This window comes from Ruegeria sp. (genome assembly GCF_040830605.1).
Lineage (GTDB): Bacteria > Pseudomonadota > Alphaproteobacteria > Rhodobacterales > Rhodobacteraceae > Ruegeria.
This window is the reverse complement of sequence record NZ_JBFOMD010000005.1, coordinates 50,094-65,297: the sequence shown is the minus strand read 5'-3', so window position 1 is coordinate 65,297 and position 15,204 is coordinate 50,094. Positions and strand designations below refer to the sequence as shown.

Here is a 15,204-nt window from a genome sequence, read left to right as displayed (position 1 = left end):
CGGCTTTCGCGCTATCTGGGCAGCGGGTCCTCGGGCTGCGCCTGCGCGGCCAGCCAGTGGCGAAACTCACGTAAAGAAGGGTCTTTCGACTTCGATTTCGGCCAGACCAGATAATAGGCGCCAATGGACTCCACTTCGTCTGGATATGCCGCGACCAGCCTGCCGGTCGCCAGTTCCTGCTCAACTAGATAATTCGGCAGCAACGCTACCCCAAGCCCGTGTATGGCGGCCTGCGAGATGGTCGAGAACTGATCATGCACGGTGCCGGGCAGGGGAGCAGTGTAACACACGCCCAACTGACCGAACCAATCCTGCCAGGCCCTCGGACGGGTCTGAATGTGCAAGAGTGGCAGGTGCAGCAAGTCCTTCGGTGATTTCGGTGTTCCGTTGGGCAGCAGCGATGGTGCGCAGACCGGCAGAACGCGCTCGGACTTCAATAGCAAACGGTCAGTGCCCGGCCAGTCCGGATCTCCGAAATGTATAGCCGCATCAAAAGGTTCCGACGCAAAGTTGAACGGGCGCAGCCGGGTGGACATGTTGATGGTAATCTCGGGGTGCAGCCGTGCAAACTCCGGCAAGCGCGGGACCAGCCAGCGCATTCCGAAAGTGGGTAGAATGGCCAGGTTCAGCGTTCCGCCCACCTGCGCCACATGCAACCGCAGCGAGGCCTGAGTGATCTGGTTCAACGCCTCGCGGACCTCGACCACGTATTCCTTCGCCACCGGTGTCAGCGATAGCCGCTTGCGGTCGCGTTGGATCAGGTCGATGCCCAATTGCGCCTCAAGCGACTGCAACTGACGGCTGACCGCGCTTTGAGTCAGCGACAGCTCCTCGGCGACAGCAGAGGCCGAGCCGAGACGGTCCAGCGCCTCAAGCGCGCGCAGGGCGGAAATCGACGGCAGGAAACGGCGGGACGCGGTCATGTATGCGTTTTACTCATGAAATGATGCGGAAGTCTTGCTGTTTTTTGCGGTTTTGGCAGGGTAGGGTGCGTGCGAAGTCGAAACAGGAGATGCGCCATGAATGCCCCCGCGACCCAACCGACCCTGCGCGCCAAGGATGCCCCCGATCTGGGCCGGTTCGATTGGGAGGACCCGTTCCGCCTGTCCGAACAGTTGACCGAGGACGAACGGATGATTGCCGCCAGCGCCCGTGCCTACGCGCAGGAAAAGCTGCAGCCGCGTGTGATCGAAGCCTTTCAGAGCGAGGAAACCGACCCGGAAATCTTCCGGGAAATGGGCGAGATGGGCCTTCTGGGCACCACGATTCCCGAGGAATATGGCGGTATCGGAGCGGGCTATGTCTCATACGGTCTGGTGGCACGCGAGGTCGAGCGGGTGGATTCGGGCTATCGCTCGATGATGTCGGTGCAAAGCTCGCTGGTGATGTATCCGATCTATGCATACGGAAGCGAAGAACAGCGCCGTAAATACCTGCCGAAACTGGCCACCGGCGAGTTCATCGGCTGTTTCGGTTTGACCGAAGCGGATGCGGGCAGCGATCCGGCCGGCATGAAGACCCGTGCCGAAAAGACCGAGGACGGCTATCGTCTGACCGGCTCCAAGATGTGGATCTCGAATGCGCCGATTGCGGATGTGTTTGTGGTCTGGGCCAAGTCCGACGCCCATGACGGCAAGATCCGTGGCTTCATCCTAGAAAAAGGCATGAAGGGGCTGAGCGCACCGAAGATCGAGAACAAACTGAGCCTGCGCGCCTCGATCACCGGCGAGATCGTGTTGGACGGCGTCGAGGTAGGCGAGGACGCGCTGCTGCCGCATGTACGGGGCCTGAAGGGGCCGTTCGGCTGTCTGAACCGCGCGCGCTACGGTATCAGTTGGGGCGCCATGGGCGCTGCCGAATGCTGCTGGCACGCGGCGCGGCAATACGGGCTGGACCGGCAGCAGTTCAACCGTCCGCTGGCGCAGACGCAGTTGTTCCAACGCAAGCTGGCCGACATGCAGACCGAGATCGCACTGGGCCTGCAGTCCAGCCTTCGGGTCGGACGGTTGATGGACGAGGCGAACGCGGCGCCCGAGATGATCTCGATCGTAAAGCGCAACAATTGTGGCAAGGCGCTCGAGATCGCGCGGATGTCGCGCGACATGCATGGCGGCAACGGCATCTCGCTGGAGTTCCACGTGATCCGCCACATGGTGAACCTTGAAACGGTGAACACCTATGAAGGCACCCATGACGTACACGCACTGATCCTGGGGCGGGCGCAAACCGGGTTGCAGGCGTTTTTCTGACGTTCGACTGCTGGCGAAAAGGCGTGTACCGGTGGCAGGGGCGCGTCTTGCGGTATTGAGGCTTTCGCGGCTTTATTGCCTTCCAGGTTTCTTATAATCCGTATTATGTAAATATATCCTCGAGATGCGGAGGCCATTGTGCAACGTGTGACGTCGCGACGGCATTGGAGCGTGCTTCGATCCGGTCTAGGCTTCTCTTGATGCGCCAATGAACTGCCAAGAATGGCAGTATTGCAGTATTTTATGCCCGACACTTCGATGAACACCGCTGCGGAGAACCCGGATGGAGCTGAAAGACAAGATCGTTGTGGTCACCGGAGCCGCCGGTGGGATCGGCAAAGGTCTGGCCGAGCGGTTTGCCCGTGAGGATGCGCGCACCGTTGTGTGCGCGGATATTGACATCGATGCCGCCCGGCAAGTTGCCGAAATAATTGGCGGTATCGCCATTCCCTGCGACGTCTCCACCGAAGCCGAGATCAAAAAACTGATCGCCCAGGTCGAAGATGAGATCGGTCCGATCGACCTTTTCTGCTCCAACGCGGGTATCCTGACCCTTGGCGGTCTCGATGTCCCGGACGCCCAATGGCAGCGGATCTGGGAGATCAACGTGATGTCTCATGTCTGGGCCGCGCGCCATGTTGTGCCGCGCATGATTGCGCGCGGCGGCGGCTATCTGCTGAATACCGCTTCGGCCGCAGGACTTCTCAATCAACCCGGCGCGGCGCCTTATGGCGTCACCAAACATGCTGCTGTGGGCCTCGCGGAATGGCTGGCGCTGACTTATGGCGATCAAGGCATCCGGGTTTCGGTGCTGTGTCCACAGGCGGTCCGGTCGGAGATGACGCGTGGGCATGAGTTTTCGGTGGCGTCCATTGACGGCATGCTGGAGCCCGAGGATGTCGCCGAAGCCTGTGTCGAGGCGATCCGCGAGGAGCAATTCCTTGTGTTGCCGCATCCGCAGGTGCTTGATTACATCCGCCTGAAAACGGCGGATTACGACCGCTGGATTGGGGGAATGCGCAAGTTAAATCGGCAGTTTAGCGGCAAAACCTAACCCTTCGGGCGCCGCATCAAGCCTTCTTGTGCCACCGAGGCAACCCGTGTGCCGTCCACCGTATAGATCGCCCCGCGATTGAAGCTGCGCCCCTGCCCTGTCCACGGCGCGTCCATCGTATAAAGATGCCAGTTCTCGAACGATACTGGCGCGTGAAACCACATGGCGTGATCCAGGCTGGCGCCATTCACATCGCGGCGAAACCAACTCAGCCCGTGCGGACGCATGCCGGAACTGAGCAGCGCCATGTCCGAGGCATAGGCCAGCAGGATATGTTGGGTTTGGGGGTCAGTTCCCGCAGCGGCCCCCATGCGAAACCACAGGTGGTTGCGGTCATCGCTGGGCTGTGGGTCGAAGAGATCGAGCGGCGCGACCTCGCGCACTTCGATGGGACGCTCGCGCAGGAATTCGGTGCGATATTTCTCCGGGATTCGGTCGAGGTATTTTCCACGCAACTCGTCCCGGCTGGGATGCGAGTCGGGGCCGTCAACCCGTGGCATCGGGTGTTGATGGTCCCAGCCCTCATCCTGAACATGGAACGAGGCCGACATGTTCAGGATCTGCCGCCCATGCTGGATCGCCACTACGCGGCGCGTGGTGAAAGACCCTCCATCTCGTGCTCTATCCACCTGATAAATAACGGGAATGGACGGATCTCCGGGGCGGATGAAATAGGCGTGCAGCGAATGGCAGAGCCGATCCTCGACCGTCCGGTAGGCCGCCGCCAGCGCCTGTGCGATCACCTGGCCGCCATAGATCCGCGTCGGCGTCTCTCCGCCCGAACCGGTGCCGCGAAACAGATCGACCTCCAGCCGTTCGATGTCGAGCAGGTCGAGCAGTTTGCGTTCCGCGTCCGTCATGTGGGCCTCCTTTGGCGTCGGCGCCGGGTTTACCGCCTGTTTGCTCAGTCCACCAGTGCCGCGTGGATCAGCGCCTTGAGTTCGGCCCGCGAGGGATAGGAGCTGGATGGCGACAGCTGGGTGAAGAAGATCACCGACAGGTCCTGCACCCGGTCCAGCCAGAAGAAGGTCGAGGCCATGCCGCCCCAACTGAAATCGCCCACCGAACCGGGGCACCGCGCGCGTGCCGAGTCCAGCACCACCGCGCCGCCCAAGCCAAAGCCCATGCCCTCCATAGGTTGCTCGGCAAAGCTCTGCGGCCCCATGGAGGCGATGTCGCCCGGCAGATGGTTGCGCATCATGAAATAGAGCGTTCTGGTCCCAAGAAGACGGTGCCCATCAACCTCGCCACCCCGCCGCAGCATCTCGGCAAAGCGGGCGTAATCGTCGATGGTGCTCACCAGCCCGCCGCCGCCCGAGTGCATCTGGGCGCCCTCAAACGGCGAATGGCCTGCCTGATCGACCAGCCGCAAGGTCTCTCCTCCGCTGTGCGCGGCATTCAGCGCCATCGCGTCACCCGCCAGCGGCGTGTAGAGCGAGGCGAACCTGTCCCCTGCCCCATCCGGCACCGCAAACGCGGTCTCGGTCATGCTGAGAGGCGTAAAAATCTCCTTTGCGAAGAAGTCGCCCAGCGATTTGCCAGATACCACCTCGACCACGCGGCCAAGAATATCGATGCCCACAGAGTATTCCCAACGGCTGCCGGGCTGGAAGGCCAGCGGCAGGGACGCCACCCGATCCACCATGTCGGCCAGCACACCCTGATTGGGCTTGAACAGCAGGCCCTGCGCATCCATCTCCTGCGCCAGAACGCCCGGGTTGAACGGATAGCTCAGGCCGCTGGTATGGGTCAGCAGTTGATGTAGTGTCGGCGTGGGCGCCGGTTCGACCTGATCGAGCCGCTCCGCACCGGGGACAAGCGCCTGCATGTCCTTGAAACCGGGGATGAAATCCGACACCGGTGCGTCGAGGTGAAACAGCCCGCGCTCGGCCAGCATCATCACTGCAACCGAGGTGACAGGCTTGGTCATCGAATAGATCCGCACCAGCGTGTCGCGGGTGAAAGGTAGGTCCTTTTCGATGCTGCGCAGCCCGCGGGCGTTGAAATACACCTCCTCCCCGCCGCACATCACCAACACCGAGCTGCCCGCATATTTCCGCTCGTCCACATAGCGCTGCATCCAGGCGCCAATCCGGTCCAACCGCGACTGGTCGAAGCCGCGCGTGTTGGCAAGTATCATTCTGTCATCCCTTTTGCTGGTCCGGAATCTGACCCGAGTGTTGACCGATCTGCGCGCCCGGTGAAAGCCCGAATGCCGTCACCCGATCATGCGCCGCATTGCAGGCTTGGTTTCTTCGGTGAACCAGCCGCCCTCGGGCGCCTTGGCGCCCTCTGCCATCCCCGCTTCGATCACTGCGATAGTGGCGCCGCGGATCTGGCGTTTGACGGCCGCATAGGTCTTGGGCGGGATTTGTGCCAGCGCCGTTGCTTCATGTAGGGCGCGGTCCAGAACGTTTTCGTCCATCGCGTCTACCACGCCGAGCCGATATGCGGTCTCCGCATCCATCGGCTGTCCGGTCAGCATCAGTCGGCGCAGCGTGTTGGGATCGAGCGTCGCCCGCGCGATCTCCATCGGCGCCAGCGGGAAATCGGCCCCGACGCGAACTTCGGCCAGACCCAGTTTGGCGTGCGGCGCAGCCACGCGGACATCGCTGCCCAGCACAAAGAACAGCCCTCCGGCGATTGCGGCGCCGTTCACCGCACAGATAGTCGGTTTGGGACAGGCGAAGAGTGACAAGAAACCTTTGTTCAGCCCTTCGACGATTGCGTGCTGCTGGGTCAGGTCGAACTCTTGCGCTTCTTTCAAATCGAGCCCGGCAGAGAACACCTTGAACGGGCTGGTCAGGACGATGGCGCGCACCTCCGGGTCTTGCGCCAGCGCTTCCATCCGGGCCGCGAAATCCATCAGAAATTCGGCACTTAATGCATTGACCGGTGCCCTGTTCAGCCCCAGCTCAATGATCCCATCGCCGTGGTCGGTTCGTGTCAGCAACTCGGTCATCGCGCTTTTTCCTCCCGGTCTGTCCCTTGTACCGTAGCGAGGCCGCGTAGCTTCGGTCGAGCTTTTCAGGCATCGGAACCGGCGTGACGCGGTGTCACAACGGCGCTGGATCGGCATCCTCTTGCCCGTCAGGGGCTGGTACGATCTGAAACGCGCAACCATGCGGTGATCCTGCTACTCTGTCCAAGAGTCCACGACTGCGCCCGGATTCGATGGCGGCGCAGATTTCCCGAAACCGAACGCGGAGGAAGACGGTGAGCCAGTCGATTGAATTCATTTACGATTTCGGAAGCCCCAACTCCTATCTGGCCCATAAGGTTTTGCCGGATCTGGCCGCGCGTTGCGGGGTTGGCCTGCGCTATTCGCCCGCTCTTTTGGGCGGCGTGTTCAAGGCCACCAACAACCAAAGCCCGATCACTGCCTTTGCCCATGTCCGGCACAAGCTGACCTACCAGATGCATGAGATGCATCGGTACGCAAAACGCCACAGGCTGACCTTTCACATGAACCCGCATTTCCCGGTCATGACCCTCGCCCTAATGCGCGGCGCCATATTCGCGCGGGGAAAACCGTGGGAAAGTAAATATATAGAGGCCGTTTTTGACGCGATCTGGGTGCATGGCCAAAAGATGGACGACCCGGGTGTGATCCGCGACGTGCTGCAGGAACACGGCCTTCCGGTGGATGAAATCGGCGCGGCGGTGCAAAGCTCCGGCGTGAAACACGCGTTGAAAGACGCGACCGACGCCGCCGTCGAACGCGGTGTCTTCGGTGCGCCGACGATGTTTGTCGGTGATGAGATGTTCTTTGGCAAGGACAGCCTGCCCGAACTGGAATTCGAACTGCAACGGTTGAGCGTAACGGCTTAGCCTCTTAGCGCCTCCAGCCCGTGCTGGGCAAAGACGGGTACGTATTGGCCCAGTTGTTTCGCCCGTTCCGGGTTCGAGGCATTGCCGTCCAGCGCGCGTTTGTAGACGCCCTGAATGATCGCTGCCATGCGGAAGAAGTTGAAGGCTAGGTAGAAGCCGAAATTGTCGATCCCGGCCAGCCTGCGCCGCCGGCAATAGTCATCAATGAACTCTCGGTCAGACGGTAACCCCAGCGCCGCCCGGTCGATCCCGGCCAGCCCCCGCCCCTCTTTGCCCGGCGGCATCTGCCATTGCATGATCACGGCGGCCAGATCGGCGTAGGGATGGCCGATGGTCGACAGCTCCCAGTCCAGCACACCGAGGCATTTGGTGCCGTTTTTCTCGAACATCATGTTGTCGATGCGATAGTCGCCATGCACAAGAGTGCGCTGCCCGTCATCCTCGGGCATGCCCGCTTGCAGGGCCTCGATCAGCGCGTCCATGCCCGGAATGCTGCCGGTTTCCGAGGCGCGGTACTGTTTGGTCCAGCGCCCGATCTGGCGTTCGAAGTAATTCCCCGGCGGCCCGTAATCCGACAGCCCAACCGCGTCGGCATCGACCATATGCAGCGCGGCCAGTACCCGGTTCATCTCGGCCATCACCGCCCTGCGGGTTTCGTTGCTCTCACCCTTCATCGTGGGCTCAAAGAAGTTGCGCCCGTCCAGATGCTCCATGACATAAAAGGCCGAGCCGATCACACCGTCATCCTCGCACAGCAGATACATCTGCGGCACCGGCACGTCCGAGCCCGCGAGCGCGCGCTGCACCCGGAACTCGCGATCCACCGCATGAGCCGATTTCAGCAGCACACCGGGCGGCTTGCGGCGCAACACATACGAGCGGTCCGGCGTGTCCAGCCGAAAGGTCGGATTGGATTGGCCAACTGCGAATTTGGTGGCGGTGAGCGGACCGTGATAGCCATCGAGATTCGCGCGCAGATAGGCGTCCACCTCATCGAGACCGAGGGATTGAGTATCGTCACTCATCACATCTCTCTACCCTATGAACTCCGCAACCAGCCGGGCCCCGGCGGCGCGGTATTCCCGGTCAACGCGATCCACCAGCGCGGCGGCAGGAACAACTTCGGTCACGGCACCGACGCCCTGCCCCGAGCCCCAGATCTCCTTCCATGCCTTGGGCTTGGATGAGCCCGAACCGAAATTCATCGAGGACGCATCCGCCGATGGCAAATCGTCCGGGTCCATCCCTGCCCGCACAACGGATTTCTTCAGGTAGTTCCCGTGCACCCCGGTAAAGAGCGAGGAATAGACGATATCCTCGGCCCCGCTGTCGACGATCATATTTTTGTATTCGGGCCGCGCATTGGCCTCACGCGTGGCGATGAAGGGCGAGCCGACATAGCCGAAATCGGCCCCCATCGCCCGCGCGGCCAGCAGCGACTCGCCACAGGCGATGGCACCCGACAGTGCCAGCGGGCCGTCGAACCAGTCCCGTATCTCGCGGATCAGCGCCATCGGCGATTGCTGCCCGGCATGCCCACCTGCACCTGCGGCTACCGCGATCAGACCATCGGCGCCCTTGCCGATCGCCTTGTGGGCAAAGGTGTTGTTGATGATGTCGTGCAGTACCACACCGCCGCAGCTATGGGCGGCCTCGTTCACCTCGACCCGCGCGCCGAGCGAGGTGATCCAGACAGGTACTTTCCAGCGGGCGCAGATCTCAAGATCCCGCTCCAGCCGCGCGTTCGAACGATGCACGATCTGGTTCACCGCAAAAGGCGCCGCCGGGTTTTCGGGGTTTGCCTGATTGTGCCGATCCAGTTCTTCGGTGATCTGTTTCAGCCAGGCCTCCAGCAAAGGCGGCTCGCCCTCGCCTTCGCGGGCATTGAGCGCGGGGAAGGCGCCGATAATGCCTGCCTTGCACTGCGCAATCACTAGTTCGGGCACCGAGATGATGAAGAGCGGCGCGCCGATCATCGGCAGGCGCAGCCCGCGCAACTGCGGCGGCAGGTGGCTGTCGTCCCGTTTCCAGATCATGTCCTTCATGTCAGCTCCCTACTCGATAAGCCTGTGCGCAACCCGTTCTACTGCAACGCTTTCTCAAAGATGTTGTGGCCGGCCATCACGTTGATCCCGCCCGAAACCGGGATCACCGCGCCGGTCACGTAAGCCCCGCCGCGCCCGCACAGAAACAGCATGCAGCCCGCGATATCCTCATCCCGGCCGACCCGTTTCAGCGGCACGTCGCTACCCACCTTTGCCCGCATCTCTTCATCCGCCGTGGCAAAGGCGGTCATCCGCGACACGAATGGCCCCGGCGCCAACGCGTTCACTGTCACGCGATAAGGCGAGAGTTCCTTGGCCATGACCTTGCTCAGGTGGATCACGGCGGCCTTCGAGGCCGAATAGCTGTAGGCGCCGTCGCCCATCGGGATCTCCCCCATGACCGAGCCCACATTGACCACCCGTGCCGGATCGTCGACCGAGCCCGCCTCCATCAACATCGGCAGCAGCTTCTGGGTCAGATCGAACACGCCCGCGACGTTGACCGACATGACCTTTTCCCAGGCCTCGTGCGGAAACTGCCCCATCGGTGCGCCCCAGGTCACGCCCGCATTGTTCATCAGGATATTCAAGGTGTCGGTCCGCGATTTCACCTCGGCCACCAGCGCGTCGACCCCGTCCTTGCTGCCCACATCGCCTGCGAAACCTTCCGCACTTCCAGGCGCGTCCAGCGCGTTGAGCTCTGCCGCCACCGCCTCGCAAGCCTCTCCGTTGCGCGAGGCGATCAGCACTCGCGCGCCCGCACGCACCAACGCCTCGGCAGCCATGCGGCCGATGCCAGTGGCCCCTCCGGTCACCAGCGCGGTTTTTCCATGGAGCGAAAAGAGAGCCTCGGGTGTCATGATTTCCCTTTTTTGTAGGTGCTTGAGCGGAGAAGTGCTCGAGGTTTAAGTTGTTGGCCGGGCCCTATGTCAATTCTGACGCAGTGTTCCTGTTCCCTCCCTACCGGCGCTCAGTATCATGGCCGCGACGCGATACGGGCCGCCCATTCCGCGATGCTTCCTCCTGCGCGCAGAGCGGTGTTTCACGACGCAGGATTGCATTTCGGAATCTGGTTGACAATGGACGGTACGGCCTTGCGACTTAACGTCAGAACGCGGTGCGACCTGCATCGCCGACAGGGAGAGTGATGCGATGAAAGCGATGCTGAGCGTGGCTGTGGGCGGCCCCGAGACACTGGAACTGACCGAATTGCCGGACCCCGCGCCGGGCAAGGGTGAACTGCTGATCCGGGTGCGCGCGGCGGGCGTGAACTTTCCCGATACGCTGATGATCCGGGACCTCTACCAGATGAAACCGCCTCGCCCTTTCGCCCCCGGCGGCGAGGTAGCCGGTGAAGTGCTGGCGCTTGGCGACGGAGTGCGGGGTTTTGCTGTCGGCGATCGGGTGCTGGCGCTGACCGGGCATGGCGGCTTTGCCACCCATCTGACGCTCAAGGCGACAACGGCGGTTAAAATCCCCGACGGCATGCCGTATGAGGACGCCGCGTGCTTCATCTTCACCTATGGAACCTCGCATCACGCGCTCAAGGACCGGGCCGGGCTGAAGGCGGGGGAAACCCTGCTGATTCTGGGTGCGGCGGGCGGTGTTGGAGCGGCAGCCATCGAGTTGGGAAAAGCGGCAGGTGCCAAAGTGATTGCCGCCGTCTCGTCTGAGGAAAAGACCGAGTTTTGTCGTCGGATTGGCGCGGATGAGGCGCTGATCTATCCGCGGGAATTGGATCGCGACGCGCAAAAGGCGCTCTCGGGTGAGATCAAGCGCCTTGCAGGTGGCGAGGGAGTAAATGTGGTCTATGACGCCGTGGGCGGAGACTATGCGGAACCCGCATTGCGTGCGATGGCGTGGCAGGGGCGCTATCTGGTGGTTGGATTTCCGGCGGGTATCCCGAAGATCCCGCTGAATCTGACCCTCCTCAAGGGCTGTCAGATCGTCGGTGTCTTCTGGGGTGCATCGGTGTTTCGCGACCCGCAGGGCCATGCCGAGAACATGACTGACCTCTTCCGCCTGTACGGTGATGGCCGGATCAAACCTCAGATCAGTGTGCGGTTCCCGCTGAAAGAGGTCCCGCAGGCGCTGACGCTGATGCAGGATCGCAAGGTCATGGGCAAGGTTGTGATCACCATGGAGTGAAGTCAGCCCAGATGCGCACAATCGTTGAAGCCCATTACCGTCATCCGCCCTCGGTGAATCACCAGACGGCTGATCGAGCCATTGGCGGCGTTGTTGAAGGCAAAGGGCTCGGCCCCGCAGGCCATCGCCATGGCGGCCCCAATCACACCGCCGTGCACAAAGGCGGCGACGCGCTGGTCCGCGTGGCGCTCGGCAATCCGCATCAGTCCAGCGCGCACGCGGGTGTGCAGGGCGGCCGTGGTCTCGGCGCCCGGGATTTCACCCCATTCCTGCCCATCCCGCGCCCGTTGAAAGGCCGGGTCATTGTTGGCCGCGCGGATGCGGTATTCGCCGCCGTCCCAGTCGCCCAGACAGACCTCGCGCAGATCCGGCTCGGTCACCGGTTCCAGCCCCAGATGCGCCACCAGAGGGGCCGCCGTCTGATGCGTGCGCTGCAGGGTGGTGACATAGATCGCGGCCAGCCTTTCTCCCTCCAGTCGCTCACCAACCGCCCGCGCCTGCGCCTCACCATCGGGATGCAGCGCCGGGTCGCCATGCCCGTCCTTCATCGGAAAACTCTGTCCCGGCACCGCCGCCTGGGTCTCTCCATGGCGGATCATCAGCAGGTCCACAGCTCCTTTGGGCGGCACATAGGCACGTTGGCGGTATTTGCGGGTCATCCAGTCGCTCCGTTTGGCAAACGCGCGCATCCTGCCCCAACGAGGGTCTGGGGTGCAACGGAAGGACCATGAAGATGTCTCGACTTGAAGCAGCCCTTGCCGCCGAGCAGAACAGGATTGGCACCGAGGTCGGTGTCTCGGACTGGATCACCGTCGATCAACCGGTGATCGACGGCTTTGCAAAATTGACCCATGACGATCAGTGGATTCACACCGATCCCATCCGCGCGGCGGCCGAAACACCGTTTGGCGGCACCGTCGCGCATGGGTTTCTGACGCTGTCTCTGGCGAGCCGGTTTGCCTATGACTGCCTGCCTCCGGTCGATGGACAATCGATGAGCATCAACTACGGCTTCAACCGACTGCGCTTTCTATCTCCGGTCCGGGCCGGATCGCGTCTGCGGGGCCGGTTTGCCTTGCGCGATGTGCGGTGCCGCTCGGATACCGAATTCCTGCGGATCCATGATCTCAGCATCGAGATCGAAGGGCACCCCACCCCGGCGCTGGTTGCGGAATGGCTCAGCCTGATCGTGGTTGATCCGGAACCGTGATCGGGCGTGCTGCAATGCTAGGCATGGCGGCCCTTCGGATGCAGAAAAGCCGCAACAGATCATCTGAATGCGTGAGTGCGTAGTGGACAGCCCCAGCTATTCATGGCTATGACTGGCGTGAATGGGGATAACACACGTATGAGTAAGATTCTGGTCTTGAACGGCCCGAACCTGAACCTTCTTGGCACCCGCCAGCCCGAGGTTTACGGCCACACCACGTTGCAGACGATCGAAGAGGCCTGTGTCGCCCATGGGCACACACGCGGGCTTGAGGTTGCTTGTGTGCAGTCCAACCACGAAGGCGCCATGATCGACGCGATCCATGCGGCACGCGATGAACAGGCGGGTATTGTCCTGAACGCAGGCGCATATACCCACACGTCAATTGCGCTGCATGACGCCATTGCCTCGGTCGATCTTCCCGTGATCGAGGTCCACCTGTCCAACATCCACGCGCGTGAGCCGTTTCGTCACCATTCCTGCATTGCCGCGGTTGTGATCGGGCAAATCTGCGGGTTTGGAGCACACAGCTACATTCTCGCGCTCGATGCCTTGGCTGCGCATCTGGATGAGGAGGTCGGCGCATGACGTTGCGGGACTACCTCCAATACGTCAGCTATTCCAAAACGCTGGAAGAGCTTTGGGACGCGCATACGCGGCAGATGGCGGATTATGGGTTCGACCGGTTGCTTTATGGCTATACCCAATACCGGACCGCGACCTCGCTGGGTGATCCCGAAGACTTCGTGATTCTGACCAATCACGACAAGGACTATATCGACGGTTTCCTGCATTCGGGCCTCTATTTCCACGCTCCTATGCTGAAATGGGCCTTGGATCATGAAGGGGCCGCGAGCTGGCGCATGCTGGCTGAAATGAATGCCAGCCAGGCCATGACCCGGGATGAGCGTCGCGTCTACGACTTCAATGCGTCCAAAGGTGTGATGGCTGGCTATACGGTCAGTTTCAACTCGGTATCAATACGAACCAAGGGCGCGATTTCCTTGTGTGCCCGCGAGGACCTGAGCCAGGACGACATTGATGCGGTCTGGGATGAGCACGGGCAGGATATCCTGCTGATGAACAACGTTGCTCATCTGAAAATAATGAACCTGCCCTACACCGCCCCGAACAGATCCCTGACCAAGCGTCAGCGCGAGGCGCTGCAATGGGTCGGCGATGGCAAGACCACGCAGGATATCGCCCTGCTGATGGGTTTGACGTCGGCCACGGTCGAAAAGCACCTGAGGCTGGCGCGCGAGGCGCTGTCGGTCGAAACGACGGCGCAGGCCGTTCTAAAGGCGGCTCTGCACAACCAAATGTTCGTGGTCGAAGCTTGAGGTAGCAAACGTGACGCTGTCACGCGTCACTTTACCTAGGGTAAGGAAATCATGACTTCCGAATCCCTCGTCTTTGTCGCAATATGAGAGCGTTCCGTGAGTGGTGGCTTTGGCCAAGGAACATTCAGGCCGGATCTCTGCAATTTCAGGGCGCTCCGGTCGCTCTGGCAAAAGGCGCTTATTTTTCGGCGTTCTTGTGTTGGAAATTTTGAGGAGCCCCTACCATCCCCATCGTGTGGGGCTCCTCATCACTTTCCCGTTGATTGGTTTATCTGGGCTGCATTTCGGTGCAGCCCTTTTTTAGTCAAGGAACTCGGAATTCGCGCAAAAAAAAACCGGCTGCCCATTGCGCAACCGGTTTCTTGCTATTGATTTGGTGCCAACCAGTGGCGCCGGGCGTTGTCAGCCCTGAGCGGCCTTTGCGACCTCGGCGGCAAAGTCTTCCTTTTCGACTTCGATGCCTTCGCCAACTTCCAACCGGACAAAGCCGGTGATGGTGGCGCCGGCCTCTTTGGCGGCGGCTTCGACGGTCAGGTCGGGGTTCACCACGAACTGTTGGTTCAGCAGGGTGGATTCGGCGATGAATTTCTTCATCCGGCCCACGATCATCTTCTCGATCACCTGCTCCGGCTTGCCGGATTCGCGGGCGATGTCCATCTGAACCTGCTTTTCCTTCTCGACCACGGCCGGGTCCATGTCTGCCTCAGACAGGGCGGCGGGGTTCACAGCGGCAATGTGCATCGCGACCTGCTTGCCGATGGCCTCGTCACCACCCGACAGTGCAACCAGAACGCCGATCTTGCCCATACCTGCCGCAGCGGCATTGTGGACATAAGACACGACGGTTTCGCCTTCGATCTTGGCCATGCGGCGCACCGACATGTTCTCGCCGATGGTGGCGATCTTGTCGGTCAGGGTATCGGCAACGGACTTGCCACCCAGATCAGCCGCTTTCAGCGCCTCGACGTCAGCCACGTTCAGCGCGGCGCCGGCGATGCCCGACACCATCTCCTGAAACTCGGCGTTCTTGGCGACGAAGTCGGTTTCCGCGTTCACTTCAACGGCCACACCGGTGCCGCCTTCGACGACAACGGCAACCAGACCTTCGGCAGCGGTACGGCCCGATTTCTTGGCGGCCTTGGCCAGACCCTTGGTACGCAGCCAGTCAACGGCGGCTTCCATGTCGCCACCGGTTTCGGTCAGCGCCTTTTTCGCGTCCATCATGCCTGCGCCGGTCGAGTCGCGCAGTTCCTTCACGAGTGCTGCTGTGATTGCCATTTTCGGCTCTCCTCAATTCAAACGGATTTGGGGCAGGTCATACCCTGCC

16 protein-coding genes are annotated in these 15,204 nt (G+C 61.6%); 7 read left to right on the top strand and 9 right to left on the bottom strand.

The features are described 5' to 3' along the window. Positions 1–11: 11 nt before the first annotated feature. Positions 12–923, bottom strand: a complete 912-nt coding sequence (locus tag AB3N21_RS10240; protein WP_367935145.1) for a LysR family transcriptional regulator — start codon at positions 921–923, stop codon at positions 12–14. A gap of 96 nt (positions 924–1,019) precedes the next feature. Here AB3N21_RS10240 and AB3N21_RS10235 point away from each other — a divergent pair, with 96 nt between their 5' ends. After that, positions 1,020–2,249 carry an acyl-CoA dehydrogenase gene (locus tag AB3N21_RS10235; RefSeq protein ID WP_367935144.1) on the top strand — a complete coding sequence of 410 codons (1,230 nt, stop codon included), beginning with the start codon at positions 1,020–1,022 and terminating at the stop codon, positions 2,247–2,249. Between the two features lie 283 nt (positions 2,250–2,532). Next, positions 2,533–3,303, top strand: coding sequence for an SDR family oxidoreductase (locus AB3N21_RS10230; RefSeq protein WP_367935143.1), 771 nt, complete (start codon positions 2,533–2,535; stop codon positions 3,301–3,303). Here the strand turns inward: AB3N21_RS10230 and AB3N21_RS10225 are convergent. The 3 genes from AB3N21_RS10225 to AB3N21_RS10215 all read right to left on the bottom strand — a co-directional run bounded on the left by AB3N21_RS10225 (position 3,300) and on the right by AB3N21_RS10215 (position 6,265). Beyond that, positions 3,300–4,163 carry an acyl-CoA thioesterase gene (locus tag AB3N21_RS10225; RefSeq protein ID WP_367935142.1) on the bottom strand — a complete coding sequence of 288 codons (864 nt, stop codon included), beginning with the start codon at positions 4,161–4,163 and terminating at the stop codon, positions 3,300–3,302. The genes AB3N21_RS10230 and AB3N21_RS10225 overlap by 4 nt on opposite strands. A gap of 44 nt (positions 4,164–4,207) precedes the next feature. Next, the gene (locus AB3N21_RS10220; RefSeq protein ID WP_367935141.1) at positions 4,208–5,443 is read right to left on the bottom strand and encodes a serine hydrolase domain-containing protein; all 1,236 of its coding nucleotides are present in this window, start codon (positions 5,441–5,443) and stop codon (positions 4,208–4,210) included. Between the two features lie 78 nt (positions 5,444–5,521). Further along, positions 5,522–6,265, bottom strand: coding sequence for an enoyl-CoA hydratase/isomerase family protein (locus tag AB3N21_RS10215; RefSeq protein ID WP_367935140.1), 744 nt, complete (start codon positions 6,263–6,265; stop codon positions 5,522–5,524). 254 nt (positions 6,266–6,519) lie between these two features. Between AB3N21_RS10215 and AB3N21_RS10210 the strand changes: the two genes are divergently transcribed. Further along, the gene (locus AB3N21_RS10210; RefSeq protein WP_367935139.1) at positions 6,520–7,134 is read left to right on the top strand and encodes a 2-hydroxychromene-2-carboxylate isomerase; all 615 of its coding nucleotides are present in this window, start codon (positions 6,520–6,522) and stop codon (positions 7,132–7,134) included. Here AB3N21_RS10210 and AB3N21_RS10205 read toward each other — a convergent pair. The 3 genes from AB3N21_RS10205 to AB3N21_RS10195 are packed head-to-tail and all read right to left on the bottom strand — an operon-like array spanning position 7,131 to position 10,039. Beyond that, positions 7,131–8,159: a phosphotransferase family protein gene (locus AB3N21_RS10205; RefSeq protein ID WP_367935138.1), complete on the bottom strand. Its 1,029-nt coding sequence runs from the start codon at positions 8,157–8,159 to the stop codon at positions 7,131–7,133. The two genes, AB3N21_RS10210 and AB3N21_RS10205, sit on opposite strands and share 4 nt — an antisense overlap. A 9-nt stretch (positions 8,160–8,168) precedes the next feature. After that, positions 8,169–9,170 carry an NAD(P)H-dependent flavin oxidoreductase gene (locus tag AB3N21_RS10200; protein WP_367935188.1) on the bottom strand — a complete coding sequence of 334 codons (1,002 nt, stop codon included), beginning with the start codon at positions 9,168–9,170 and terminating at the stop codon, positions 8,169–8,171. A gap of 47 nt (positions 9,171–9,217) precedes the next feature. Beyond that, on the bottom strand, positions 9,218–10,039 hold the full coding sequence (locus AB3N21_RS10195; RefSeq protein ID WP_367935137.1) for an SDR family NAD(P)-dependent oxidoreductase: 822 nt from the start codon (positions 10,037–10,039) through the stop codon (positions 9,218–9,220). A 292-nt stretch (positions 10,040–10,331) separates the two neighbouring features. On the opposite strand from AB3N21_RS10195, the gene AB3N21_RS10190 reads away from it, so the two are divergent. Then, the gene (locus AB3N21_RS10190) at positions 10,332–11,327 is read left to right on the top strand and encodes an NADPH:quinone oxidoreductase family protein (RefSeq protein WP_367935136.1); all 996 of its coding nucleotides are present in this window, start codon (positions 10,332–10,334) and stop codon (positions 11,325–11,327) included. A 2-nt stretch (positions 11,328–11,329) separates the two neighbouring features. On the opposite strand, the gene AB3N21_RS10185 is transcribed toward AB3N21_RS10190, so the two are convergent. After that, positions 11,330–11,986 carry a histidine phosphatase family protein gene (locus AB3N21_RS10185; RefSeq protein ID WP_367935135.1) on the bottom strand — a complete coding sequence of 219 codons (657 nt, stop codon included), beginning with the start codon at positions 11,984–11,986 and terminating at the stop codon, positions 11,330–11,332. A gap of 74 nt (positions 11,987–12,060) precedes the next feature. Between AB3N21_RS10185 and AB3N21_RS10180 the strand changes: the two genes are divergently transcribed. From AB3N21_RS10180 to AB3N21_RS10170, 3 genes are all read left to right on the top strand, one after another. After that, positions 12,061–12,537, top strand: a complete 477-nt coding sequence (locus AB3N21_RS10180) for a MaoC family dehydratase (protein ID WP_367935134.1) — start codon at positions 12,061–12,063, stop codon at positions 12,535–12,537. A 138-nt stretch (positions 12,538–12,675) separates the two neighbouring features. After that, positions 12,676–13,125: a type II 3-dehydroquinate dehydratase gene (gene aroQ, locus AB3N21_RS10175; protein ID WP_367935133.1), complete on the top strand. Its 450-nt coding sequence runs from the start codon at positions 12,676–12,678 to the stop codon at positions 13,123–13,125. Then, a complete protein-coding gene (locus tag AB3N21_RS10170) occupies positions 13,122–13,877 on the top strand; it encodes a LuxR family transcriptional regulator (RefSeq protein WP_367935132.1) in 756 nt (251 codons plus the stop codon). Before aroQ ends, AB3N21_RS10170 begins: the two co-directional genes overlap by 4 nt. A gap of 402 nt (positions 13,878–14,279) precedes the next feature. Here the strand turns inward: AB3N21_RS10170 and tsf are convergent, their stop codons facing one another. Next, positions 14,280–15,155 (bottom strand): translation elongation factor Ts, encoded by an 876-nt coding sequence (gene tsf, locus AB3N21_RS10165; RefSeq protein ID WP_367935131.1) that lies wholly within the window; start codon positions 15,153–15,155, stop codon positions 14,280–14,282. Positions 15,156–15,204 lie beyond the last annotated feature (49 nt).